Annotated in this window: 25 protein-coding genes and 1 pseudogene; 16 read left to right on the plus strand and 10 right to left on the minus strand. The window is 65.1% G+C overall.

The window, feature by feature from the left end; all coding sequences use genetic code 11:
- Nucleotides 1-45: 45 nt before the first annotated feature.
- Nucleotides 46-924 (minus strand): LysR family transcriptional regulator, encoded by an 879-nt coding sequence (locus AC5RWO_RS03785; protein WP_498729519.1) that lies wholly within the window; start codon nucleotides 922-924, stop codon nucleotides 46-48.
- A 64-nt stretch (nucleotides 925-988) separates the two neighbouring features.
- On the opposite strand from AC5RWO_RS03785, the gene AC5RWO_RS03790 reads away from it, so the two are divergent.
- Nucleotides 989-1594, plus strand: a complete 606-nt coding sequence (locus tag AC5RWO_RS03790) for a flavin reductase family protein (RefSeq protein ID WP_498729521.1) — start codon at nucleotides 989-991, stop codon at nucleotides 1592-1594.
- Here the strand turns inward: AC5RWO_RS03790 and AC5RWO_RS03795 are convergent.
- Nucleotides 1591-1812: a PLD nuclease N-terminal domain-containing protein gene (locus AC5RWO_RS03795; protein WP_498729522.1), complete on the minus strand. Its 222-nt coding sequence runs from the start codon at nucleotides 1810-1812 to the stop codon at nucleotides 1591-1593. The two genes, AC5RWO_RS03790 and AC5RWO_RS03795, sit on opposite strands and share 4 nt — an antisense overlap.
- Nucleotides 1813-1890: 78 nt before the next feature.
- Between AC5RWO_RS03795 and AC5RWO_RS03800 the strand changes: the two genes are divergently transcribed.
- A complete protein-coding gene (locus AC5RWO_RS03800) occupies nucleotides 1891-2229 on the plus strand; it encodes an antibiotic biosynthesis monooxygenase family protein (RefSeq protein WP_498729523.1) in 339 nt (112 codons plus the stop codon).
- Between the two features lie 21 nt (nucleotides 2230-2250).
- Here the strand turns inward: AC5RWO_RS03800 and AC5RWO_RS03805 are convergent, their stop codons facing one another.
- Entirely contained in the window at nucleotides 2251-2964 is a 714-nt protein-coding gene (locus AC5RWO_RS03805) for an NUDIX hydrolase (protein WP_498729525.1), read from the minus strand.
- 98 nt (nucleotides 2965-3062) lie between these two features.
- Between AC5RWO_RS03805 and AC5RWO_RS03810 the strand changes: the two genes are divergently transcribed.
- On the plus strand, nucleotides 3063-3758 hold the full coding sequence (locus tag AC5RWO_RS03810) for an FMN-binding negative transcriptional regulator (protein WP_498729527.1): 696 nt from the start codon (nucleotides 3063-3065) through the stop codon (nucleotides 3756-3758).
- Between the two features lie 59 nt (nucleotides 3759-3817).
- On the opposite strand, the gene catA is transcribed toward AC5RWO_RS03810, so the two are convergent.
- The gene (gene catA / locus AC5RWO_RS03815) at nucleotides 3818-4666 is read right to left on the minus strand and encodes a catechol 1,2-dioxygenase (protein ID WP_498729529.1); all 849 of its coding nucleotides are present in this window, start codon (nucleotides 4664-4666) and stop codon (nucleotides 3818-3820) included.
- A gap of 318 nt (nucleotides 4667-4984) precedes the next feature.
- On the opposite strand from catA, the gene benA reads away from it, so the two are divergent.
- From benA to AC5RWO_RS03840, 5 genes are read left to right on the plus strand one after another with little or no spacing between them, the layout of a single operon-like run.
- Nucleotides 4985-6400, plus strand: a complete 1416-nt coding sequence (gene benA, locus AC5RWO_RS03820; RefSeq protein WP_498729530.1) for a benzoate 1,2-dioxygenase large subunit — start codon at nucleotides 4985-4987, stop codon at nucleotides 6398-6400.
- A 24-nt stretch (nucleotides 6401-6424) separates the two neighbouring features.
- Complete coding sequence (gene benB, locus AC5RWO_RS03825; RefSeq protein WP_498729531.1) at nucleotides 6425-6958, plus strand: benzoate 1,2-dioxygenase small subunit; 534 nt, start codon at nucleotides 6425-6427, stop codon at nucleotides 6956-6958.
- Between the two features lie 28 nt (nucleotides 6959-6986).
- Nucleotides 6987-8021, plus strand: coding sequence for a benzoate 1,2-dioxygenase electron transfer component BenC (gene benC, locus AC5RWO_RS03830; RefSeq protein ID WP_498729533.1), 1035 nt, complete (start codon nucleotides 6987-6989; stop codon nucleotides 8019-8021).
- Nucleotides 8018-8842 carry a 1,6-dihydroxycyclohexa-2,4-diene-1-carboxylate dehydrogenase gene (locus tag AC5RWO_RS03835; RefSeq protein ID WP_498729535.1) on the plus strand — a complete coding sequence of 275 codons (825 nt, stop codon included), beginning with the start codon at nucleotides 8018-8020 and terminating at the stop codon, nucleotides 8840-8842. Before benC ends, AC5RWO_RS03835 begins: the two co-directional genes overlap by 4 nt.
- Nucleotides 8843-8895: 53 nt before the next feature.
- On the plus strand, nucleotides 8896-11571 hold the full coding sequence (locus AC5RWO_RS03840; RefSeq protein ID WP_498729536.1) for a helix-turn-helix transcriptional regulator: 2676 nt from the start codon (nucleotides 8896-8898) through the stop codon (nucleotides 11569-11571).
- Between the two features lie 71 nt (nucleotides 11572-11642).
- Here the strand turns inward: AC5RWO_RS03840 and catC are convergent, their stop codons facing one another.
- Genes catC through AC5RWO_RS03855 form a run of 3 tightly spaced genes read right to left on the minus strand, consistent with a single transcriptional unit; the run spans nucleotide 11643 to nucleotide 13951 of the window.
- The gene (gene catC / locus AC5RWO_RS03845) at nucleotides 11643-11921 is read right to left on the minus strand and encodes a muconolactone Delta-isomerase (protein WP_498729537.1); all 279 of its coding nucleotides are present in this window, start codon (nucleotides 11919-11921) and stop codon (nucleotides 11643-11645) included.
- Nucleotides 11922-11950: 29 nt separating this feature from the next.
- Nucleotides 11951-13057: an enolase C-terminal domain-like protein gene (locus tag AC5RWO_RS03850; RefSeq protein WP_498729538.1), complete on the minus strand. Its 1107-nt coding sequence runs from the start codon at nucleotides 13055-13057 to the stop codon at nucleotides 11951-11953.
- A gap of 3 nt (nucleotides 13058-13060) precedes the next feature.
- The gene (locus AC5RWO_RS03855) at nucleotides 13061-13951 is read right to left on the minus strand and encodes a LysR substrate-binding domain-containing protein (protein WP_498729540.1); all 891 of its coding nucleotides are present in this window, start codon (nucleotides 13949-13951) and stop codon (nucleotides 13061-13063) included.
- A gap of 229 nt (nucleotides 13952-14180) precedes the next feature.
- Here AC5RWO_RS03855 and AC5RWO_RS03860 point away from each other — a divergent pair, with 229 nt between their 5' ends.
- From AC5RWO_RS03860 to AC5RWO_RS03875, 4 genes are all read left to right on the plus strand, one after another.
- Nucleotides 14181-14921: a dienelactone hydrolase family protein gene (locus tag AC5RWO_RS03860; protein WP_498729542.1), complete on the plus strand. Its 741-nt coding sequence runs from the start codon at nucleotides 14181-14183 to the stop codon at nucleotides 14919-14921.
- A gap of 75 nt (nucleotides 14922-14996) precedes the next feature.
- Entirely contained in the window at nucleotides 14997-15290 is a 294-nt protein-coding gene (locus tag AC5RWO_RS03865; RefSeq protein ID WP_498729543.1) for a DUF503 domain-containing protein, read from the plus strand.
- 86 nt (nucleotides 15291-15376) lie between these two features.
- A complete protein-coding gene (locus AC5RWO_RS03870) occupies nucleotides 15377-15799 on the plus strand; it encodes a hotdog fold thioesterase (RefSeq protein WP_498730073.1) in 423 nt (140 codons plus the stop codon).
- Between the two features lie 41 nt (nucleotides 15800-15840).
- Nucleotides 15841-16671 carry an aldo/keto reductase gene (locus tag AC5RWO_RS03875; protein ID WP_498729545.1) on the plus strand — a complete coding sequence of 277 codons (831 nt, stop codon included), beginning with the start codon at nucleotides 15841-15843 and terminating at the stop codon, nucleotides 16669-16671.
- On the opposite strand, the gene AC5RWO_RS03880 is transcribed toward AC5RWO_RS03875, so the two are convergent.
- Both AC5RWO_RS03880 and AC5RWO_RS03885 read right to left on the minus strand, forming a co-directional pair.
- Entirely contained in the window at nucleotides 16564-17490 is a 927-nt protein-coding gene (locus tag AC5RWO_RS03880; RefSeq protein ID WP_498729546.1) for an alpha/beta fold hydrolase, read from the minus strand. The two genes, AC5RWO_RS03875 and AC5RWO_RS03880, sit on opposite strands and share 108 nt — an antisense overlap.
- 133 nt (nucleotides 17491-17623) lie before the next feature.
- The gene (locus tag AC5RWO_RS03885) at nucleotides 17624-17860 is read right to left on the minus strand and encodes a hypothetical protein (RefSeq protein WP_498729548.1); all 237 of its coding nucleotides are present in this window, start codon (nucleotides 17858-17860) and stop codon (nucleotides 17624-17626) included.
- Between AC5RWO_RS03885 and AC5RWO_RS03890 the strand changes: the two are divergent.
- Nucleotides 17859-19194, plus strand: a pseudogene (locus AC5RWO_RS03890) (MFS transporter). The gene AC5RWO_RS03885 and the pseudogene AC5RWO_RS03890 sit on opposite strands and share 2 nt — an antisense overlap.
- Before the next feature lie 66 nt (nucleotides 19195-19260).
- Here the strand turns inward: AC5RWO_RS03890 and AC5RWO_RS03895 are convergent.
- Nucleotides 19261-20367, minus strand: coding sequence for a fatty acid desaturase family protein (locus AC5RWO_RS03895; RefSeq protein WP_498729550.1), 1107 nt, complete (start codon nucleotides 20365-20367; stop codon nucleotides 19261-19263).
- A 314-nt stretch (nucleotides 20368-20681) separates the two neighbouring features.
- On the opposite strand from AC5RWO_RS03895, the gene AC5RWO_RS03900 reads away from it, so the two are divergent.
- From AC5RWO_RS03900 to AC5RWO_RS03910, 3 genes are all read left to right on the plus strand, one after another.
- Nucleotides 20682-20888 (plus strand): cold-shock protein, encoded by a 207-nt coding sequence (locus AC5RWO_RS03900; RefSeq protein WP_074700699.1) that lies wholly within the window; start codon nucleotides 20682-20684, stop codon nucleotides 20886-20888.
- 126 nt (nucleotides 20889-21014) lie between these two features.
- Entirely contained in the window at nucleotides 21015-21629 is a 615-nt protein-coding gene (locus tag AC5RWO_RS03905; protein ID WP_498729551.1) for a hypothetical protein, read from the plus strand.
- A 48-nt stretch (nucleotides 21630-21677) separates the two neighbouring features.
- Complete coding sequence (locus tag AC5RWO_RS03910) at nucleotides 21678-22361, plus strand: PspA/IM30 family protein (protein WP_498729553.1); 684 nt, start codon at nucleotides 21678-21680, stop codon at nucleotides 22359-22361.
- The last annotated feature ends 11 nt before the right edge of the window (nucleotides 22362-22372 follow it).

The raw sequence follows: 22372 nt of genomic DNA on the forward strand, positions 1-22372 counted from the left end.
ACACCACTGAATAATATGACTAGTTGAAATAGATACATCTAATAGTCACGGGAGGGCTTCGAGCAGCGCTTGATGGAACCAAGCCAACGCCGCCGATTCCCTGTCTGCCGCACGCCGGTGCAGCGTCACTTCGAGGGGCGGCACGTCGAAGGGCAAATTCTCGATCTTCAGCGGCCACTGCTGCAGCCATCCGGCCGCCATGGATTCCGGGACAATGGCAGCTAAATTGCATTCCGAGACAATGGCCGGCAGCACAGCAAAATGGTGGACCATGACGATGGAACGTCGAACGATGCCCAGAGCGTCCATGGCCTGCTCGGCGAGCTGGTGTCCCGTGCTGCGCGCCACGATGGCATGTCCGGCGGCGAGGAACTCCGCCATGCTGAGCTGTTCACCGGCCAGCGGGAAGTCTTTGCGCAGCAGACACACATAGTTTTCCCTTTTCAACAGCACGCTCTCGAAGCTGCCACTGATGGGCCAGGACGCTATGGCCGCATCCACCGAACCCTTGGCCAGCCACTCGGCGAGGTGTGCAATTTCCATCGGCACCACTTCGATTTCCACCTCCGGCGCCTCGGCAGAAATCCGGCGCAGGATTTGCGGCAGGAAACCCAGCTCCCCCAGGTCCGAAAGGCAGAGCCGGAACCGGTGCGCCGACGTCGCAGGGTCGAAGGTCCTGACGCTGTCGACCGCGAGGTCGATTCTGCCGACCGACTCCTGGAACACCGGGTAGAGTTCGCGCGCCAACGGTGTCGGTTCCATCCGCCGGCCGCCGCGGACAAAAAGCTCGTCGCCGAGTTCCTGCCGCAGGCGGGCCAAGGTGTGGCTGACCGAAGGCTGCGTGACGAACAACGCCCGCGCGGTCAGGGTAAGGCTGCCCGTCTCGTAGACGGAGAGGAACGTCCGCAGCAGGTTCAGGTCCATCCTCGCAGCCTCCAGTCGGTACCGATCACTACGCGGATGTGCGTAGTCATGATGTTATGAAATCATGCGAGTGGACTTCTCCCCTGATGACCTCGGCCCCCGGGACTTCTACAAGTTCCTGACCTCCGTGGTCATCCCGCGCCCCATCGCCTGGGTCTCAACGCTCAGCGCCGATGGCACTCCCAATCTTGCCCCGCACTCCTTCTTCACAGTCGCCTCCACCGATCCGCCGATCGTCCAGTTCACCCCGACGGCGCGAAAGGACTCGCTGAACAACGTGGAGGCCACGGGCGAATTCGTGGTCAACTTCGCCTCAGAAGACCTGTTCGCGGAGATCAACGGCACGGGCACCAATTTTCCGTCGGACATCAACGAGTTCGACGCCGTGGGGCTGGCGATGGAGCCGAGCCGCACCGTGCGTCCGGCGAGGGTCGCGGACTCGCCGGCAGCGCTTGAATGCAAGTTGCACCGGATCATCCCGGTGGGCAATTCGTGGCTGGTCCTCGGGGAGGTGAGCCACGCCGTCGTGAATCAGGAGATGATGGACGGCAGGCATCCGGAGGCACGCAGGCTGAAGCCCCTGGCCCGGCTGGGGCTCAACGAGTGGAGCCGGCTGGGACAAATCCTCACGATCGACCGGATCCCCTACCGCGACTGGCCGAAAAGCTAGACCTTCCTGCGGCCGAAAAGGAAGTAGGCAATGGGGCCCAGGAAATTAACGAACGTACCGGCCACCCAGGCTGCCTTCGGCCCGTTCACCTCCGCGGCAGAGCGGCGCTTCAGGTCCTTCAGCGCCACGGCCTGCAGTCCCAACTGGATGCCGATCATCAGCGCGCCCTTGGCCTTCTGGCCGCTGTTGAGTTCCTTCCAGGTTTTCTTCCGTGCCATGGTGCGCTCCTGTCATAAAGGGCCGTCATATAGGGCTGGACCCAGTCTATGGTCAGGGGCGCCGAGCATAATAGGCCCATGAGCATCGCGAAAATCAACGCCATTACCGTACCCGCCGACTCCGGAGACGAGTTGGCCAAGCGCTTCGCGGCCCGCGCCGGCGCCGTGGACAACCAGGACGGCTTCGAGGGTTTCGAACTGCTGCAGCCCACCGACGAGCGCAACACCTGGCTGGTCATTACCCGCTGGCGGGACGAGGAATCCTTCGAGGCGTGGAAGAGCTCGAAGGCTTTCGGCCACGGCCACTCCCAGGAAGGCGGCGAGGGCGCCCCGGCGCAAAAGCCCGTGGGCATGTCCGCGGAGCTGTGGAGCTACAAGGTTTCCGGCGGCAGCGCGGGCAACACCGCCACCGCCTGATTATTACGGAAGCGGGCCTGGCTAGCTCCGCTCGTAGATCCAGTTCAGGCCGTTCATCGTCAGCCGGTGCCTGCCGGTCGCCTGTGCCTCCAGAGTGTCTTGCTCGTATTCCGCGTCGCCGGCCCAGACGATCACCTGACTGCCGCCGCTCGCCGCCAGCCGGCGGCTCTGGAAGGTCTCCGGTTTGCCCGAATCCGCCCGCTCCAAGGCCGCGGCTACGGTCGAGTCCTGCAGCAGTAGGTGCAGTGTCACCCAGGTTGGCGTAACCAGTTGCATGGTTGCTGCCTGATGGCGGCGCAGGGCTTCGGCAGGGGTCAGCCAGGCGTAGTCCATCAGCTCGCCCTCGTTCAGCCTTATCTCCTGCCCGGGGGCGGGCGCGAGGAAGAACCAGGTCTTGAGCCGCTTCGTCGCCTCGGTCGGCGGGATCCAGCAGGACACGTGGACCAGGCTCTCCGGCGGAACCACTACGCCCGTCTCTTCCTGGGTTTCCCGCACCCCGGCACGGCGGGCAGCGGCCAGGTCTTGCGCCTCATCCCCCGGCCTGTCCGCGCCGCCGTCGTTATTGGCATCCGCGGAAGCACCAGCGTAGTCCTCCGGATCGACCCGGCCGCCCGGAAAAACCCAGGCGCCGGCGAAGGAGCCGGTGTGCCGCGGCCGCTCGAGCAGCAGCACTTCCAGCCCGGCCGGGGAATCGCGCAGCAGCACCACCGTCGCCGCAGACCCAACTAAAGTCATTGCCGGCCCCTTCCTCTACCGCCACTGCGGCGGCAACTGTCGCTGCCAGCTTTGACCGTATCGCAGACAATGCAGGAACAGCAGCGTACCCTCGATCCATGATGGTGCATTCCTGGGATGCGGCGAAGAACGACACCGAATGGCAGGACTGGCTGGCGCAGGGCCGCGACTTCGGCACGCTGGTCGCCAATGGTGCCGGCGGCGGGTTTCCGGAGGTGGTTCCCGCGCACTTCTTTTTCGATGACGACGGCCGCCTCATCATCCACCTGGCCCGGCCCAACCCTGTTTGGAAGGCCATTGCTGCCAACCCGAGCGTCGCCTTCAGCGTGATCGACGATTATGCCTACATCCCGGGGACCTGGCGGCTGCGGACCGATGCGCCGGTTGATTCCGGCGTGCCCACCAGCTACTACAGCGCCGTCATCTTCCACGGCACAGCGTCCATCGTTTCCGACGCCGGGGAGAAGGCCGCGCTGCTCGCTGAGCAGATGGGCCGCTTCCAGCCCGAGGGCGGCTACGGCCCCATCGCGGCGGATGAAGGCCCTTACGCGCGGATGTTGCCGGCAATCCAGTTCGCCGTCATGGAGGTGGCGCAGGTCCTGGCGAAGTTTAAGTTCGACGACGACAAGGACCCGGAGTTCCAGCAAAGGATCATTCCGCGGCTGGAGTCACGCGGCCGGCATCTGGACCGGTCGGCGCAGGCCCAGCTTGAGCGGAGAATGAGCCTACGGCTGGCGGGTGTGCCGGAGTCCGGGTCTGCCGTCGAGCCGGACACAACCGCTCCGCAGGCTTAAATGCAGCGGCACCGTGAACGGAGTAATCCGTTCACAGTGCCGCTCAGTCTAGGCCAGGTTTACTTGGCCGGGTCCAGCACGAAGTTGTAGGTGACTTCGCGGCCGGTGCCATCCGCCTTGTCCTGCGGATCCAGGACCAGTTCGGGCTTCACGGCCGAGGCGATGTCATCCGAGAGGTGCTCGTCGCCCACGAAGTACAGCTGGGCGGTGATGAGCTGGTGGTCGGCAGCGTGCACCTTGACGTGGATGTGCGCGGGACGCCAGGCGTGCCAGCCGGCGGCGGCGATCAGCTTGCCGCAGGCGCCGTCCGTCGGGATCTGGTACGGGGCGGGCTGCATGGTGTTGATCTGGTAGAAACCGTCGGCATCGGCAACCACGGTGCCGCGCAGGTTCCACTCGGGCAGGCCCGGCGCGAACTGGGAGTAGAAGCCCTGGTCATCTGCGTGCCAGATCTCCACAATGCCGCCGGCCAGCGGTTCGCCGTCGACGTTGGTGATGCGGCCCTGGAACAGCAGCGGCGTGCCTGGCTCGTCGTCGCGCATCGGCAGAGTGGCCGGGGTCTGCTGCTTCGGGGAATCCGGAACGTAGTACGGGCCCTCGATGGTGCCCTTGCTGCCCTCGCGGTCTTCGCTGGCGACCTCTTCGACGGAGTGCTCCACCCACACGTCGAGGAACAGTGGCCACTCGCCGTCTTCGCCGACCTGGATCAGCCACGCCTTCAGCGCGTTGTACTCGTCGTAGGTGACCTTTTCTTCCAGGATCGTGTCATTGATCGCCCCGATCACGCGGGAAGCCAGCAGGTTGACCCGTTCCTTGCTGGTGTCAGCGGCGAACTTCTTGTTTTCACGGAAGCGCTCGGTCGCATTGGCACCCGAGGCGGCGGCGGTGGCCTGAATTTCCTGTGTCATGTCGTTTCCTTCTTTTCCCTTGGCGGTACCGCTGCCGGTTGCGGCCCTGTTTCCCCAAGCCGCGCCCCGCACTGCTGGGTGAGCAGCGATACAGAAAAACGTGATGCTGTAACCCTAACCACATTGTTTAGGACGGACAAATACGAAAAGCAGCAGTATTGATATGCACTTCGTTTTAATGTCACCCTAGGTCAACCCTAGGGGCGCCCCTAGTGTGAGGCGCGTCTCCGGCTGGAAGAGTAGTCGCTAAATGCCAAGACTCCGTGTGACAGCGACCACAAGGTTGCGTGGCCGCGGACATACATGAAGGAGACGAAGATGACCCAGGCACTGAGCGATGTCAGCGCTACGCTGGACGATGCCGTCGTCGAGGATCACGAGAACGGGATCCACCGGGCCAAGCGCAAGATCTTCACCGACGAGGAGATCTTCGAGCTCGAGATGAAGCACATCTTCGAGGGCAACTGGGTGTACCTGGCGCACGAGAGCCAGATCCCGAACGTGGGAGATTACTTCACCACCTACATCGGCCGGACCCCGGTGGTCATTTCCCGGTCCAAGGACGGCGAGCTGAACTGCCTGGTCAACGCCTGCAGCCACCGCGGCGCGATGCTCTGCCGGCGCAAGACGGATAACCGCAACAACTTCACCTGCCCGTTCCACGGCTGGACATTCAACAACAAGGGCAAGCTGCTCAAGGTCAAGGACTCGCGCGACGCCGGCTACCCCGAGCAGTTCAACAAGGACGGCTCCCACGACCTGACCAAGGTCGCCCGCTTCGAGTCCTACCGCGGCTTCCTCTTCGGCTCGCTGAAGGAAGACGTCAAGCCGCTCGAAGAGCACCTGGGCGATTCCACCAAGATCATGGACATGCTGATCGACCAGTCCCCGGAGGGCCTGGAAGTGCTGCGCGGCGCCTCGACCTACACCTATGACGGGAACTGGAAGGTCCAGGCCGAAAACGGCGCCGACGGCTACCACGTCTCCGCCACACACTGGAACTACGCCGCCACCACCTCACGGCGCGGGACCGGCGAATCGGCCAACGAGACCAAGGCCATGGACGCAGGCACCTGGGGCAAGCAGGGCGGCGGCTACTACTCCTTCGAGCACGGCCACCTGCTGCTGTGGATGTGGTGGGGCAACCCCGAAGACCGCCCGCTGTACGAGCGGCGCGAAGAGCTCGCGCAGGAGTTCGGCGCCGACAAGGCAGAGTTCATGGTGGGCGCCTCGCGCAACCTGTGCCTCTACCCGAACGTCTACATCATGGACCAGTTCTCCTCGCAGATCCGCCACTTCCGGCCGATCTCGGTGGACCAGACCGAGGTGACCATCTACTGCATCGCACCGAAGGGCGAGTCCGACGCGGCCCGGGCAAACCGGATCCGCCAGTACGAGGACTTCTTCAACGCCTCCGGCATGGCCACCCCGGATGACCTGGAGGAATTCCGCTCCTGCCAGAAGACCTACCTGGCCGAAACCGCTCCCTGGAACGACATGAGCCGCGGGGTGACCCACCAGCTCAACGGCCCGGACGAGCAGGCCAAGAAGATCGGCCTGAACCCGCTCTCCAGCGGCGCCAAGACCGAGGACGAAGGCCTCTACCCCGTCCAGCACAGCTACTGGGCCGAGACCATGCGCAAGGCCGTCGAGGCAGAAGAACGCGAGGTCGCTGAGCGCGCCGCGAACCCCGCCGCCGCGCAGGCCGGAACGTCCACTGGCTGCGGACACTAGAGCGAGAGCGGAAGGAACACCACCATGAGCACCGAAACAACCACCATCAGCCTGAGCGCCGAGGAACAGGCGGTCGAACTCGAACGGATCCGCCAGTTCCTGTACCGGGAAGCCCGCTTCCTGGATGACCGCGAGTTCGAGAAGTGGCTCGACTGCTACCACCCCGACGCCGAGTTCTGGATGCCCGCCTGGGCCGATGACGACGAGCTCACCGAGGATCCGCAGCGCGAGATCTCGCTGATCTACTACTCCAACCGCGGCGGCCTGGAGGACCGGGTCTTCCGGATCCGCACCGACCGCTCCAGCGCCACCAGCCTGCCCGAACCGCGCACCGGCCACAACATCACCAACGTCGAAATCATTGAACAGCGGGGCGATGTCATCGACATCCGGTTCAACTGGTTCACGCTGTACTACCGCTACAACAACGTGGACACCTACTTCGGCACCTCCTTCTACACGCTCGACTGCAGCGGCAGCCAGCCCGTCATCACCAAGAAGAAGGTCGTCCTGAAGAACGACTACATCCACCACGTCGTGGACATCTACCACATCTGATCTGAAGCATCCGGAAAGGAACACCCCCATGACCTACAAGGTTGCACTGAGCTTCGAAGACGGCGTCACCCGCTTCATCAACTGCGGTCCCAACGAGACCGTCGCCGACGCCTCGTACAAGGCCCGCATCAACATTCCGCTGGACTGCCGCGACGGCGCCTGCGGTACCTGCAAGTCCCTCTGCGAGTCCGGTACGTACGACGGCGGCGACTACATTGACGAGGCGCTCACCGACGACGAGGCGGACGCCGGCTACGCGCTGCCGTGCCAGATGACGCCGAAGAGCGACCTGGTGCTGCAGATCCCCACCACCTCGGACATGGCCAAGACCGGTGCCAGCACGCACACGGGCACCGTCACGGACATCAAGCGCTACTCGCCCACCACCATCGGCTTCAGCATGTCCGTCGGCGACCGCGCCGCGCTGGCCTACCTGCCCGGCCAGTACGTCAACATCCAGGTGCCCGGCCGCGGCGTCGAGCGTTCCTACTCCTTCAGCAACGGGCCAGACGTGGAAGAGATCTCCTTCCTCGTCAAGATCACCGACGGCGGCGCCATGTCCACCTACCTGAGCGACGAGGCCAAGGTCGGAGACACCCTGGAGTTCACCGGTCCCATGGGCAGCTTCTTCCTCCGCGAACCCAAGCGCCCGGCCCTGCTGCTCGGCGGCGGCACCGGCCTGGCCCCGCTGCTGGCCATGCTCGAAACCATGACAACGACGGCGCCCGGCCAGCCGGTACATCTCATTCTCGGCGTGACCACCGACGCGGACCTGGTGGAACTGGACAAGCTGCGCCACTACGCCGAGACGATCGACGGCTTCACCTGGGACTACTGCGTGGCTGATCCCGACAGCGAGGCCCCGAACAAGGGCTACGTGACCGCGCTGATCGAGCCGACGCACATCAACGAAGGCGACGTCGATGTCTACCTCTGCGGCCCGCCTCCCATGGTCGAGGCCGTGCGCGGCTACCTGAAGTCCGAGGGCATCACTCCCGCGAACTTCTACTCGGAGAAGTTCGCGCTGGCACCGGCGGCAGAGCTGGTCGGGGCCTCGGCATGACGGGTGTCCCGGAGGCAACGCCGGCGAGCGCGCCCAAGGCGTTCCCTGGCCGGTTCGACGGCAAGATCGCAGTCGTCACCGGCGCCGCGCAAGGCATCGGGCTGGCCGTTGCCCGCCGGATCAGTGCGGAGGGCGCCGCCGTCGTGCTGGTGGACCGCGCCGAACTGGTCCATGAGGTGGCCGCGGAGCTCCGCGCCAACGGTGCCAAGGCCAGCAGCGTGACGGCCGACCTGGAGCAGTTCGACGGGGCGGAGTCGGCGGTGGCCGAAGCCGTGGCTGCCTTCGGCCGGATCGATGTGCTGATCAACAACGTCGGCGGAACCATCTGGGCCAAGCCGTACGAACACTACGCCGCCGAGGAGATTCAGAAAGAAATCCAACGCTCGCTGTTCCCCACCTTGTGGACCTGCCGCGCGGCTCTGCCGCAGTTGATCGAACAGGGCGCCGGCGTGATCGTGAACGTTTCATCCGTCGCCACCCGCGGAGTCAACCGGGCGCCGTACGCCGCAGCGAAGGGCGGCGTCAATGCCCTGACCCAGTCGCTGGCGCTGGAAGCCGCACAGCATGGCGTCCGCGTAGTCGCCACGGCTCCGGGCGGCACCGAGGCCCCGGCCCGCAAGGTCAAACGCGGACCCGAACCGGAGCAGGAACAGGAAAAGGCCTGGTACCAGCAGATCGTCGACCAGACGGTGGACTCTTCGCTGCTCAAGCGCTACGGGACCTTGGACGAGCAGGCCGCGGCCATCATTTTCCTGGCCTCGGACGAAGCGTCCTACATTACGGGCACCATCCTGCCCGTGGCCGGCGGCGATCTGGGCTGATCGGCGCCCTCGGCGCCATCGGGCCAAGCTCGAGCGGGCTAAGCTCGTAGGCGATGGCTTACCGGAATTACGACAGCCTTTTTGTCGGGCGTTTGCAGGAGCTCTCCGTTCTCGAGGAGCTCCTGCAGGACGTTAAGCAGGGCAGGTCCAGGACTGCGGTCCTGTCCGGCCCCGGCGGTAGCGGCAAGAGTGCGCTACTGGAAAAATTCCTAGCCGGCCATCCGGAACTGCAGGTCCTGCGTTCCGGCGGGTTCCAATGGGTCGAGTCCGCGCCCCGGTCCGCCCTGTCCCGCCTGGCACACGGCAGCGATCCGGCGGACCTGCTCGACCGGCTCCGGGAAGACGGACCGGCCGCCGTCGTTCTTGAAGATATCCAGTGGGTGGACGCCGAATCCGTTCATGAGCTGCTCCAGCTGGCGGAAGACCCGGCTTCGGGTCCGCTGCTGGTCCTGCTGACCCTTGACAGCACCGCCGCGATCGACCGCGCCACCGCGCGCCACCTGTCCGGCCACCGGATCACCCGGCTGCTGCTTGAGCCGCTGTCCCCCGGAGAAATCCGCGAACTGCACGAGCACCTCACAGGCCGGGAACTGTCCGGGCCGGCCGCGCAGCAGATCCGCCGCCACACCGGCGGCCTGCCCAGCTATGTCTGCGAGCTGCTGCCGGAACTGCCCGCGCGGTCGGCCGGGGACGGTCTCAGCCGGTTGCCGGCCTCGACCTCCGTCGCCGCCCAGGTGGCGCACCAGCTCGAGGAAGTTCCCGCCGCCGTCCGGGCACTGATCGAGGCAACGGCGATCATCGGCCAGTCCGGCGACCTCTTCGACATCGCCGCAATCGCAGGGGTTTCCGATCCCCTGGCCGTCATGGATGCCGCCGTAACGACAGGCCTGCTGCGGACCGAGTTCTCCGACAATGCGCACCTGCTCGACTTCCGGCTGCCGCTCTTCCGGGCCGCGGTCTATGATCAGCTGTCCGGGCTGCGGCGCGCCGAGCTGCACCGCCAGGCCGCCGAGGTACTGCCGGATGAGGCCCTGCATCTGTGGCATCTGGCGCGGTCCGCTCCGGCCGCCGACGACGAGCTGGCGGACAAACTGGATGAATTTGCTTCCACCCAGGCCTCCATCGGAGCGTGGGCGGCTGCCGCCGACGCGCTGCTGGAGGCCAGCAGGCTCAGCACGCAGGCGCGCAACCGGCAGGGCCGGCTGGTGCGGGCGGCTGACGCGCTGGTCGGTGCCGGACGCCTGGTCCGGGCCATCCGCCTGCTTCCCGCGCTTGAGAGCATGCCCGCCACGGCCGAGCGCGACGGGGTGTTGGGCTACCTCGCCATCTGCCGCGGCCGGGAAGCCGAGGCGCAGTTCCATCTGGACAATGCCTGGAAGCGCCGGCCGCCCGAGGACCGGGCGATCGGCGCCCAAATCGCCCAGCGCCAGGTCATTCACGCCTTGGCACGGTGGCGGGGCGCCGACATCATCGAATGGGCCACCCGTGCTGTGGATCTGGCCGCGCCGGGCAGCCCTACCGCTATCGAAACGGAGGCGATCATCGGTCTGGGGTTGGCGGCCTCCGGCCAGCCCGACGCCGCCCACCGGCACTATGAGCACGTGCTGGCCGATGCCCCTCCGGGCGCCCACAGCCAGCGGGTCCTGCTGGGCAGCGGCTGGGCGCGGCTCGCCCTGGACGATCCGGAAACCGCGCGCATGCAGCTGGAGGCCGCCGTGCCCACGGAGTACCGTTCCGGGTCGCTGCGCATCTCGCTGTGGGCCAGCGCCTGGCTGGCGCGCACGCACTTCACGCTGGGTGACTGGGACGCCGCCCTCGCCACGGTCGGCTCGGCCACGGCGAAACTGGAGCGGGCACAACTGGATCTGTTGCGGCCGCTGCTCCACTGGACCGGCGCCCAGATCCATGCCCTGCGCGGCAACCCGGACCAGGCCAGGGAGCATCTCCGGCTCGGGTCCGCCTCTGCGGAGAACTACGAAAGCATGCTGAGCCCGGCGCTGCTGGCGCAGGCCCAGGTGCTGGAAGCCGGTACGGATTACCAGGGGGTTGTCCGGGTACTCGCGCCGCTGGCGCAGACGCACACGGCCCGGCGGTCCGAACCGTTCTTCTGGATCTGGCAGGATACGTATGCCAATGCCCTGGTGCTGCTCGACCGGCTGGACGAAGCCTCGGCGTTCCTCGCGCCGTACGAGAGCTTGGCCGCGGAACGCCGGCACCGTACCTCGCTATCCCAGCTGAGAGCGGTACGCGGCCGCATCCATGCCGCGCGCGGCGACCTCGACGCCATGCGCCGCTCCTTCGAAGGCGCCTTGGGGCAGCTGGCTCCGCTGTCCGCTCCCTACCACCGTGCCCGCGTGCAGTACTCCTATGGCCAAAGCCTGCGGCGCGCGGGCAAACGGCGTGAATCAGCGGAGCAGTTAGCCGCTGCCCGCCAGGCCTTCGCCCTGCTCGGCGCGCAGGCTTATGTGGCTCGCTGCGACCGTGAACTGGCCGCCAGCGGCGTGGATGTCCAGCGCCGCGACGACGCGGACGGCAGTTCGTTGACGGCGCAGGAACACGCCGTAGCCCTGCTGGTCGCGCAAGGCAGGAGCAACCGTGAGGCGGCGCAGGAGCTGATCGTCTCGGTCAAAACGGTGGAGTACCACCTGACCCGGATCTACGCGAAGCTCCAGATCCGTTCCCGCACCGAACTGGCGGCGCGGTACCGGCCGGAAGGCCAACGCCCCTAGCGCCGGCAAAGGCAACGCCCCTGACTCCTGTGGGGAGCCATGGGCGTCGGTCTGCCGGCAGCAGCGGCGTACTACTTGATCGAGGACGGGTGCTTCGCCAGCGGAATCACGTCAATGTCCATGTACGGGAACAGCGGCAGCCCGGAGAGCAGTTCGTGCAGCTCATCGTTGCTTTCGACGTCGAACACTGAGTAGTTGGCGTACTCGCCGACAACGCGCCAGATGCTGGCCCAGCGTCCGTCCTGCTGGAGTTTCTGCGAGTACGCCTTCTCGGTGGCCTTGATCGAGGCGGCTTCCTCGGCGGGCATGTCGACGGGAATATTGACGTCCATTCGGACCAGATACAGCATGGGATTCCTTCGGTTGGGAACGGCTTGGGTTACTTGTTGTCCTGGCGGTAATGCGCCAGCTTGGCTTCATCAATGGCGGCCCCCACGCCCGGCACCTGGCGGACGCTGATCTTGCCGCCCTTGATCACGAGCGGCTCGGCCAGCAGGTCATCGCTCATGTCCAGGAAGTTGGACAGCTCGCCGGCGCGGCGCGAAGTGGCTTCGTGGGCGGCACCGAAGGTCACGGTGGCAACGGTGCCGATCTGGGTATCGATCTGGTTGCCCATGACGACGTCGACGCCGAGACCCGTGCACAGGCCCAGGATCTGCTGGGCCTCGGTGAAACCGCTGCGGGCGGTCTTGATGCTGATCGCGTTGCAGCCGCCGGAGAGCAGCTCGCGGGAAACATCGCCCGCCGTCGGCACGCTTTCATCCCCCACCACGGGAATCGGGGATTTGTCCACCAGCCGGCGCCGGCTCATGGCTTCCTTGGCGTCACACGGTTCCTCGAGCAGCGAGAGCCCCAGGCCGTCCGTCTGGCGCAGCACTTCCATCGCCTCGTTGGCGGTCCAACCGCGGTTGGCGTCCAGGTACAGCTCGGTGTCCTGGCCCAGCCCCTCGCGCAGGACATGGCAGGCCTCGATGTCCAGCGCGAGCGGCCGCCGCCCGACCTTGAGCTTGAAGGTGTTGATGCCGTAGTCGCTGCGGAAGCGCAAGGCCTCGTCGAGCAGCTTCTGCGCGGGCTGGAAGCCGAGCATGTGGGAAACATCCATGGCGTCGGTGTAGCCGCCCAGCAGGGAACTGACCGGGGCGTTGGCGGCCTGGCCGATGATGTCCCAGAGCGCGATGTCCAACCCGCCCTTGGCGGTCTGGTTGTGGATGGTCCGCGACAGGATGGCGTGGATCTTCTGCCGGTCCATCGGATCAAGACCGACGACGGCGGGTGCGAAGATTTTCGTGACCACCGAAACGATGGAGTCCTGTGTCTCGCCGTAGGTGTAGGGCCGCGGCGGGGTGTCGGCGGTGCCGACGATACCTTCATCGGTGTGGACCCGGATCAGCACGTGGTCCGCCTCGGTGACCTGGCCGCTGGCAAACTTCAGCGGCTTGGCGTACGGGATGGAATAGGGAATTGCCTCGATGCGCTCGATTTTCACGGGTCAACGTTCCTTTACGGGCTGGGTGACGGATTGCAGAAGTTCGGTGAAGCGGGCGACCAGTGGCCGGGTATCGGCGCCGCGCCAGGCCATAGCCAGATCGACGATGGGCGCGTCCTTAAGCTCGCGGAAGACGGTGCCGCGGATGGAGAGGGTGCGTGTGGTGGTGGGGATCAGTGCCACCCCGGTGCCGGCAGCGACGAAGGAAAGCAGGGTGGACGTTTCGCGGGCTTCCTGTACAACGTTCGGGTAGAAGCCGGCTTTGCGGCAGGCATCGATGAAGGCCTCGTTGACCGCGGAATTCGCCGGGTAGCTGATAAACCGCTCCCCCGCGAGCTGTTCGAGTGAGACTACTTCGAAGGCGACCAGCGGAGAATCATCCGGCAGCGCCACCACGAGTTCGTCGTGTTCGAGGAACTTCAGTTCCAGGCCTGCGGAGCGGACCGGTGGCCGCAGGATCGCCACGTCAAGGCTATGGTCTTCCAGGCCGTCCACCATCTGCGGCGTCAGCATCTCGCCGCGGACCTTGAGCTGGACCCCGGGCAGCTTGTCCTTGGCTTCCCGGACGATCTGCGGCATTAAGCGGTAGGTCGCGGAGCCCGCAAAGCCGATCCGCAGGATGCCCTGCACACCCGTGCCGACCTGCGTGACATCGGATTCCAATGTCTCCAGGTCTTCGAGGATCCGCCGCCCGCGCTCCAGGAGCATCTCACCGGCCGCAGTGAGCTCGACTTTGCGCGTGGTGCGGGTGAAAAGGAGCGTGCCCAATTGCTCTTCGAGCTGCTTGATTTGCTGGGAGAGCGGCGGCTGGGCCATACGCAGACGATCGGCCGCGCGGCCGAAATGCCGTTCCTCGGCCACGGCAATAAAATAACGCAGGTGCCGGGTTTCCATTACGCACCTCCGTTTCTTCGCGTCCTGATGACTAGCACTTCATCCAGATTAGGACGCGTTCTTTACTAATGAGAAATACATATTAGGCCACTATTCATACTCAGGACATCCTAAACGCGGCCAAGCTCGACCTGCCCTTCCCTCCGCCGCAGCCTGCGCGGTCACGTCCGAACCCGCTGGGCGGCAGTTGCCCCTTCTCTCGTGCGCGAAGCCGTGCAAGAGTGGCCGCATGGGAGAAATGCTCGAGATCGGCACCGGCGAGAACGCTCTCCCGGTCTACCAGTGCAGCCCAGGCCTGGATATCAAAGGCGGCCTCATCGTCATCCACGAGGTGTGGGGCCTGAACGATTACGTTAAAGAGGTAGCCGACCGCTTCGCCGCCCAAGGCTACTTTGTCATCGCCCCTGACCTGCTCTCGAGTACGGGGCTGGACATGGACGTGGCCGCCCAACTGGGCGAGGCGATGGCGTATCCGGAAAAGCGCAGCGCCACGCAGCCCCGGATGCGCCCTTTCCTGGCCCCGCTGCGATCGAAGAAGACAGCCGCCGGTATCACCGCCAACACGAAGCGCTGCTTCGACTACCTGAAAGGCAACGACGCGGTAGCTGGACGCATCGCCGTGACAGGCTTCAGCTTCGGCGGCACCTACGCCTGGTCGCTGGCGGCGCACGAACCGGAGCTGAAGGCCGCAGTACCCTTCTACGGCCACGCAAACTTCACCCTGGACGAGTTCCGCAACATCCACTGCCCGATACTCGCGTTCTACGGCGAGCGCGACACCCGGCTGATCGAAAAACTGCCGGAGGTCGAGGCCGGCCTGCGGGAAGCTGGAATCAGCTTCCGTTCGGTCGTCTACCCAAATGCCGGCCATGCCTTCTTCAATGACCGCAACCCGAAGGCGTATAACGAAGCCGCCGCAACCGATGCCTGGAACCGCTCCCTGGCGTTCCTCGACCGGCACCTGAGCTGATTCCGCCGCGGGACCGCGCCTTCGGCTGCCCTAGGGAACGGCGACAAATGATCCGAGCCAAGGCACCATGGGTATATGTGGATCGGCTGGATTGAATTCGACCTGCTCCTGGGAGACGTCCATTCCCTAAAGGAGAAACGCTCAGTGGTCCGGCCAGTCATCGCCGAAGTGCGCAAACGCTTCGACGTTTCCATCGCCGAAGTCGACCATCACAACCTGCACCGGCGCGCAGGGCTCGGCGTCGGACTCGTCGGAGCGGACCGCGCCCACATCGTCGAAGTGCTCGACGCCGCAGAGAATTACGTGGCCTACCGTCCCGGGGTGGACCTGCTCAGCGCACGCCGGCAGATCCTCTCCAGCGACGACTGACTTCTTGCAGGCGTCCTCGATCGGGCTGTCTCTCCGATACGGTTGACTTCGAGACCCACGCCACTGTCATGGAGGAAACTGTGACCATGCCCGCAGCCAAAGATTACGAGACGGTCGAAGACCGGATCCGCCACCTCTACTCCTTCGATAAGTCCTCGCAGCATCTGGGCATCGAGGTGGTGGAAGCCGAAGCCGGCCGCGTGGTCATGTCCATGGCGGTGCAGGACAGCATGCTCAACGGCCACGGCATCCTGCATGGCGGCTATCTGTTTACCCTGGGCGACACTGTTTTCGCGTTCGTCTGCGAATCCCTCGGACACCCCTCCGTTTCCCGCCAAGCGGAAATCACCTACATCGCACCGGGAGCGGCCGGCTCCAAACTGATCGCCACCGGCGTCGAACGCACCCGCTATGGCCGCAACAACATCGTGGACATCACGATCGAGGACCAAGACGCGCAGCATCTGGCCGAGCTGCGGGTCTTCGGCGTCCACGTACCCAAGAAGTAGCCCGCGAAAAAGCCTGTCCGTCTACCGTGAAGGAAACCACCATGGCCACTGTGCCCGCGATCGAACTGAACAACTCCGTCTCCATCCCCCAGCTTGGGTTCGGTGTCTTCCAGGTGCCGCCGGCCGAAACCCAGCGCGCCGTCGAAGCAGCCCTTGAAGCGGGCTACCGCCATATCGATACGGCTGCGGCCTACCGCAACGAGTCCGGTGTCGGCGCCGCCCTCAAGGCCAGCGGCATTGCCCGCAAAGACCTGTTCATCACTACCAAGCTGCGCAACGGCGAGCAGTCCATGGCGCGTAAGGCGTTCGATAACAGTCTGCGCGAGCTCGGCCTGGACTATGTGGATCTGTACCTGATCCATTGGCCGGTTCCGGCGCAGAGCCTCTATGTCCAGGTCTGGAAGGAACTGGAAAAGATCCAGGCCGACGGCGGCTCCCGCGCCGTCGGCGTCTCGAACTTCCTCCCGGAGCATCTGGAGACACTGCTCGCAGCAGCGGATGTCGTGCCCGCCGTCAACCAGATCGAAATCCACCCGACACTGCAGCAGGCGGAGACAGTGGAACTGAGCCGCAAGCACGGCATCGCCATCGAGGCATACAGCCCGCTGGGCCAAGGCGCGGACCTGAATCACGCTACGGTCACCGACTTAGCAGCCAAGCACAACGCGACGCCGGCGCAGATTATCCTGGCCTGGCATCTGACCCAAGGCAATATTGTCATCCCCAAGACCGTGAGCTCGGAGCGCATGGCTGAGAACCTCGCTTCAGCCGAGCTGACGCTTGCCCCGGACGAGGTCAGCGCCATCACGGCGCTGGAAGCCGGCAACCGGATCGGGGCGGACCCAGCCATCGCGGCCTTCACCCAGATGTAGGGTTTCGGGACGGTACGCCGCTTGAGGCATCGGGTGGCGGCGCATAAACGAGTTGAGGGCCGCGGCGACCTGGGCGGTGTGGGTGATGGCCAGCGAATGATCAGCGCCGTCCACCACGACGTCCTCGGCATCCGGGAACCAGTCCAGGATGAGCCGGCGAACCTCGGCGAACCACGGTCCGCTGGCGGTGCCACCCACGTGCAGGACTGGGCATTTGATGCGGTTAGCATCCTCGGCCGAGAACTGCCAGGCTAGCAGCGCGGGCATGTCGACATCGAAGAACGGGCGCGAGTCCCGCCTCATCTGCTCTACCGAGCCGGGCAAGTATCGCTCCATGTCCGTGCGCCAGTGCGGGCCGATGACCTGCGTCAGGAATTCTTCGAGTGCCGCGTCGAGACCGCGGGCACGACGTGCGGCGAAGAGTTGCTCGTTGGCGGCGCGGAATTCGGGAGCACTTGGGACGTGCACCGGTGGTGGTTCTACCAACGTCAGGCTGCGCACTTTCTCCGGCGCGTCCGCGGCAAGCTGCATCGCGACCGCCCCGCTGTAGGAAAACCCCACGACGTGTGCCTGCGGGATCGCTAACACTTCGAGCAGGGTGCAGCAGTCGGCCGCGTCCTGCGAGATCGATCCCGGGCCCGCAGCTGGGGTGCTCTCTCCGTACCCGCGCCGGCGGTAGACAATCGTCCGGAACCGGTCGCGCAAACGGTCGGCCACGGGGAACAACTCGTCCGCGGTGAGCGCGGTCTGGATGAAGACCACGGGCTCACCCCAGCCCGCGTCGAGAACCTCCAGCCGGGCAGCTCCAACTGCAGCCATGCTCATCGCCGGGCCTTAACCCCGCTGATGAGAGTCGCGCGCACCCACCACGGTGTCTCCCTCCGGTCATCTCAGGTTAGTCTCCGGCCCGTCATCACTCCAGTGCCAGCAAAGGTGTCATCTGCGTGCACATTTAGTCGGCAAGTGTCCAGTTGGATCCATCTACAATCAGCCCCAGCGTCGGCGAGTGCAACGTCAGATCGGATTCGACCGTACTTGAGTACCGATGACTCTTGTAGACAATGTCGGCATCGTTTTCTACGTTTCGTTCCTCTTGACGCAGCGGCGTCGCAAGCGGACAGTAAAACTGCGCGGCCGAACGCCACCGCTCGGCGCCGTCATCGGCCGCACAGGAACCGACAGCCGCCATGAAGAAGCCTTTCGCACAGAAACAGCGCGTGAGTACTGCTGCGCACCGGCCCGGGGCCGGCAGGCTCCGGGCCTTGAGGCCGCTGGGCCGGCACGACTTCCGGATCCTGATCACGGCCCTGTCCATCTCCATCTTCGGCAGCGGCATGTGGGCGGTGACCATGGTCTACCAGGTCATCGCCCTCGGCGGCGGGCCGGCAGAGCTGTCCCTTGTGGCCGCGCTGGCGGGTCTTGGGCTGGTCTCCTTTGTGCTCCTCGGCGGCATTGCGGCGGACCGGCTCCCCCGCAGGCTGATCCTCATCAGTGTGGAGGCGGTAAACCTGCTGGCGCTGGCCTCCGTCACGCTCCTGGCCCTGACCGGGCGGCTGCAGCTGTGGCAGGTGGCGGCCGCGGCGGCGATGCTGGGCATCGCGTCGGCCTTCTTCTTCCCGGCGTACTCCGCCATCCTGCCGCGCATCCTGCCGCCCGAGGAGCTTCTCGCCGCCAACGGCATGGAGGGCACCATCCGGCCGGTGCTGCAGCAGGCAGCCGGTCCTGCGGTAGCGGGCATGATCATCGCGGCCACCAGTCCGGCGCACACTGCTGCCCTTATCGCCGCCGCCCACACCATCGCCTTCACCATCCTGCTGCGTCTGCGCTCGGATGACGGCGGCGAACCTTCCGTGACCGCCCGATCCTCTGTGTGGGCTGACCTGCGCGAAGGAGTTGCCTACACTGTCCGCACCCCGTGGCTGTTGTGGACGCTGTTGTACGCCATTGTCCTATTGCTCCTGCTGATGGGGCCGCTGGAAGTGCTGCTGCCCTTCGCCATCCGGCAACAGCTCGGCGGCGGGGCCCAGACGTTCGGATTTATGCTGGCGATGTTCGGCGTCGGCGGCGCGGCTGGCGCGCTGACCGTGTCCAGCTTCCGGCTGCCCCGGCGTTATCTGACCCTGATGATGCTGCTGTGGGGTTTCGGAACCGTGCCGATGGGCATTCTCGGGCTGACCAACAGCTTCTGGCTCATGGCCGCGGCCCTTGCCGCCTGCGGCTTCACTTGGGGCGTGGCGCAGGTCATCTGGGGAACGCTGCTGCAACGCCGGGTTCCACCCCATCTGCTCGGCCGCGTTTCCAGTCTGGACTTCTTTGTCTCGCTGGCGCTGATGCCGGTGTCGATGGCTCTCGCCGGTCCGGTCGCCGAATTGGTGCCGATCTGGCTGATACGTGGTGGTTGCCGTGGCGTCACCCGTGCTCGCCATCGCTGCCATTCTTATTGCCCGGATGCCGCAGGATGAAATCACACACCCGTTGGACACTTCCGAAGGAGCCATACATAGTGCGCAGCCGCCGCCGTGAGCCGCGCTTAAGCCGAAAACGGCGGCGCCAGCTAGGCACCGCCGTCGTTGTATGAAGGTCTGGAGGTTACCGCGGGCGGTAGGTGTTGACCATCGGGCAATCGAACGGATCCCGCGCCGACAGGCCCACCTTGTTCAGATAGTTGATCACGATGCCGTACGACTGCGGCAACGTAGTCTCTGTGTAGGGGATCTTGTGCGTCGCGCAGTATTCGCGGACGATCTCGCTGGCATGGGCCAAGTTGGGCCGCGGCATGCTCGGGAAGAGGTGGTGCTCCACCTGGTAGTTCAGCCCGCCCATGAGGCCGTTGACAAAACGGTTGCCCAGCGGGGTGCGGCCGATGATGTTGCGGCTGGTCAGGACCTGGCGGCTGAGGAAGTCCACCTTGGAATCTTTCGGGATCAGCGGCATGCCCTTGTGGTTCGGCGCGAAAGACGCGCCCATGTAGACGCCGAAGACGGCCAGCTGCACGCCGATGAACGCGAAGGCCATGCCGAGCGGCAGGAAGTAGAAAATGGCCGCGATGTACAGGGCCAGCCGGGCGAAGACCATGCTCAGTTCGCGCTTGCGTCCCTTGACCGTCTGGCGGGAGAACAGGTACCGGATGGAGGTGGCGTGCAGGTTCAGGCCCTCGAGCGTGAGCAACGGGAAGAACAGGTACCCCTGGCGGCGCGTCATCCAGGCCATGAAGCCCTTGCGTTCGGCGACCTGTTCGGGCAGGAACGAAATGGTGTCCTGCTCGATGTCCGGATCCTTGCCCAACGTGTTGGGGTTGGCGTGGTGGCGGTTGTGCTTGTTCATCCACCACTGGTAGCTGATGCCGACGAAGACATTGGCCACCACTCGGCCGGCACGGTCATTCGCGGGGCCGGATTCGAACACCTGCCGGTGCGAGGCCTCGTGCGCGATGAACGCCAACTGCGTGAACAGGATGCCCAGCACACCGGCGATGATCAGTTGGAACCAGCTGTCGCCCAGCAGCACGAAGCCCGTGGCGGCGCCTGCCAGCCCCAGACAAAGGGCGACGAAAAGAGTGATGTAAAAAGACGTGCGACGGCGCAGAAGGCCGGCTTCGCGGATGGTCTTGATCAGATTCGAATAGCTGCTCGAGGCAGAGGTTCCGCGGGTTGTGCGGGTTGTGCGGGTATTACCCGGTGACGCTGTTATGCTCATACGGCCTTCAGGGGATTGGGTCCGACTTCCCAGCCGTGTGATAAACGGGCGTATGCCCTGCAGATACGTTTCATTGTAACCGGCGAAACTGGACGGCGGCTGAACGCGAATAAAGCGGTGGTAGAAGCAGTGGTAATTCGCCCCCTGAAACATCCTGTACAGTTATCCCTGTAGTTGTTGTGTTGCGCATTTGATTTTTAGCAACAGGTTCCTCCGCCGGAGTAACTTGTGCTTCTCTGAACGGCCGTAAAGAACACCGCTGCGAGGGGTCCCGAAAAGCGGGATCTCATTCAAGGCTCTAGAGGAGTACAAAAATGGCAACAGGAACTGTGAAATGGTTTAATTCCGAAAAGGGCTTCGGCTTCATCGCTCCGGACGACGGCTCTGCCGACGTTTTCGCTCACTACTCGGCTATCGAAGCCAATGGTGGCTACCGCGAACTGCGCGAAGAGCAGAAGGTCGAGTTCGAGACCACCCAGGGCCCCAAGGGCCTGCAGGCAGCGAACATCCGCGCCCTCTAAAGGTGGCTGCGGCTAACGCCGCACACTGATTTCCAAACGGAGCCGGTTTCTTCTCACGAAGAGACCGGCTCCGTTTTTCGTTGCCCGGATCACGCCACTAGCAAGAAGCAGACCCGGGAGGGCAGAATGGTTGTTATGCTCCCAACCACCGTTGACGCCAGTGCCACCGAATTTGTGACCGAGGTAGTGCCGCAGATCCTGCTGATTGGCGGCGCCGTGGTAGTTGCCATGGGTCTGGCTTTCGCCGTCACGTGCTGGCTGGTGGTGCGCCGTATCCGGCGTTCCGGCGTGGTGCAGCGCGGGGTGCGCAAGGGCAGCATGGCCGTCCGGTCGGTCGCTGCGGACGATGCCGGACGCAAACTGGCGCGGCTGAGAATGCAGCTGGAGCGCTCCTCCGAGGCAACCGTCCGCTCGCTCGCTGCCGCCGATGGCCAGGGCCGGCCGCTGGGCGATCTGCCGGCGGTAGCTGCCAATCTTGCCCGCGCGGAACGCGCCTTGGACGAACAACTGCATCTCGCCCAGCGTGAACCGAATCCGCAGCTGCGCAAGACGCTGGTCCCGGGACTTGCCGAGCAGGTTGAACGGCTGTCCGGATTGTCCGCGGAGCTGCGCCAGTCGCTGCTGCAGAACGGACATACCGTCAGCACCTCGCAGATCGAGCGCGTCAGTACGCATCTGGCGGTGGAAGTGGATGCCCTCCGGACTTGGAACACGGCCTACGGCTCGCGGCAGCTCCCCTGACCACGGCCCTGACCCTGCCCAGCTCCTCTCACCACTAAGGATCCTGCCATGTCGATCGGACGACGCCTTTCCCGCATCATCCGGGCCAAACGATCGGCTGCTAACCAGGAACCCGAGAACCCCATCAGCTCCCTCGATGGCGCCCACCAGCAACAGCTGGACCTGTTGGACCAGGCCCGCCGCAGCGTCGCGGACGTCGCCGCAAACCGCCGTCGCGTGGAGCTGCTGGCCGAGCAGGCCGCCGCTGAGGTGGCTTCGCTCAACCGCTCCGCCGAAGAATCGGTGCAGGCAGGGAACGACGACGGCGCGCGGGAGGCTCTGCAGCGCAGCATCACCGTGGGCAAGCGGCTGGAAACCTTGACGGCACAGCGCCAGCAGCTGGACGCTCAGGTGCGCGGGCTCGAACAGACTTTAATGCGGCTGGAGCACGGGATCGAGGACTCCAGGCTGCGCTACCAGTCCCTCAAGGCAGACCATAATGCGGCGCAGGCGGCCCTCGGAATGCGCGAAACCCTGACGGCGTCCGGCCAGCAGGCCGCCGCTGCCAACGCCGCCGCACGGGAAGCGGAGCAGGAGGCCCGCCGGATGCAGGCCCAGGCCGCGGCCTACGAAGAGCTGGCCTGGTCGGACCCGAACTCGCCGCAGGTACTGCAGGCCTTCGAAGAACTGGAGACCAGGCTGGGCGCGGAAGAGGAACTCAGGCAGCTCAAGGAGCGCCGGAATCCCGGCTAATAGCATTCTTG

The sequence above is a fragment of the Arthrobacter sp. B055-34 genome, assembly GCF_059090425.1.

Bases quoted from the DNA above. Each gene is read 5' to 3' on its own strand.
- AC5RWO_RS03835 (WP_498729535.1), top strand. From the start codon at position 8,018: ATGACGGGTGTCCCGGAGGCAACGCCGGCGAGCGCGCCCAAGGCGTTC.
- AC5RWO_RS03855 (WP_498729540.1), bottom strand. From the start codon at position 13,951: ATGGAAACCCGGCACCTGCGTTATTTTATTGCCGTGGCCGAGGAACGG.
- AC5RWO_RS03805 (WP_498729525.1), bottom strand. From the start codon at position 2,964: ATGACTTTAGTTGGGTCTGCGGCGACGGTGGTGCTGCTGCGCGATTCC.
- AC5RWO_RS03885 (WP_498729548.1), bottom strand. From the start codon at position 17,860: ATGGCGGCTGTCGGTTCCTGTGCGGCCGATGACGGCGCCGAGCGGTGG.
- AC5RWO_RS03910 (WP_498729553.1), top strand. From the start codon at position 21,678: ATGTCGATCGGACGACGCCTTTCCCGCATCATCCGGGCCAAACGATCG.
- AC5RWO_RS03795 (WP_498729522.1), bottom strand. From the start codon at position 1,812: ATGGCACGGAAGAAAACCTGGAAGGAACTCAACAGCGGCCAGAAGGCC.
- AC5RWO_RS03875 (WP_498729545.1), top strand. From the start codon at position 15,841: ATGGCCACTGTGCCCGCGATCGAACTGAACAACTCCGTCTCCATCCCC.
- AC5RWO_RS03880 (WP_498729546.1), bottom strand. From the start codon at position 17,490: ATGGCTGCAGTTGGAGCTGCCCGGCTGGAGGTTCTCGACGCGGGCTGG.
- benC (WP_498729533.1), top strand. From the start codon at position 6,987: ATGACCTACAAGGTTGCACTGAGCTTCGAAGACGGCGTCACCCGCTTC.
- AC5RWO_RS03870 (WP_498730073.1), top strand. From the start codon at position 15,377: ATGCCCGCAGCCAAAGATTACGAGACGGTCGAAGACCGGATCCGCCAC.
- AC5RWO_RS03860 (WP_498729542.1), top strand. From the start codon at position 14,181: ATGGGAGAAATGCTCGAGATCGGCACCGGCGAGAACGCTCTCCCGGTC.
- AC5RWO_RS03785 (WP_498729519.1), bottom strand. From the start codon at position 924: ATGGACCTGAACCTGCTGCGGACGTTCCTCTCCGTCTACGAGACGGGC.
- AC5RWO_RS03900 (WP_074700699.1), top strand. From the start codon at position 20,682: ATGGCAACAGGAACTGTGAAATGGTTTAATTCCGAAAAGGGCTTCGGC.
- AC5RWO_RS03840 (WP_498729536.1), top strand. From the start codon at position 8,896: ATGGCTTACCGGAATTACGACAGCCTTTTTGTCGGGCGTTTGCAGGAG.
- benA (WP_498729530.1), top strand. From the start codon at position 4,985: ATGACCCAGGCACTGAGCGATGTCAGCGCTACGCTGGACGATGCCGTC.
- benB (WP_498729531.1), top strand. From the start codon at position 6,425: ATGAGCACCGAAACAACCACCATCAGCCTGAGCGCCGAGGAACAGGCG.
- AC5RWO_RS03800 (WP_498729523.1), top strand. From the start codon at position 1,891: ATGAGCATCGCGAAAATCAACGCCATTACCGTACCCGCCGACTCCGGA.
- AC5RWO_RS03905 (WP_498729551.1), top strand. From the start codon at position 21,015: ATGGTTGTTATGCTCCCAACCACCGTTGACGCCAGTGCCACCGAATTT.
- AC5RWO_RS03865 (WP_498729543.1), top strand. From the start codon at position 14,997: ATGTGGATCGGCTGGATTGAATTCGACCTGCTCCTGGGAGACGTCCAT.
- AC5RWO_RS03810 (WP_498729527.1), top strand. From the start codon at position 3,063: ATGATGGTGCATTCCTGGGATGCGGCGAAGAACGACACCGAATGGCAG.
- AC5RWO_RS03895 (WP_498729550.1), bottom strand. From the start codon at position 20,367: ATGAGCATAACAGCGTCACCGGGTAATACCCGCACAACCCGCACAACC.
- AC5RWO_RS03790 (WP_498729521.1), top strand. From the start codon at position 989: ATGCGAGTGGACTTCTCCCCTGATGACCTCGGCCCCCGGGACTTCTAC.
- catA (WP_498729529.1), bottom strand. From the start codon at position 4,666: ATGACACAGGAAATTCAGGCCACCGCCGCCGCCTCGGGTGCCAATGCG.
- catC (WP_498729537.1), bottom strand. From the start codon at position 11,921: ATGCTGTATCTGGTCCGAATGGACGTCAATATTCCCGTCGACATGCCC.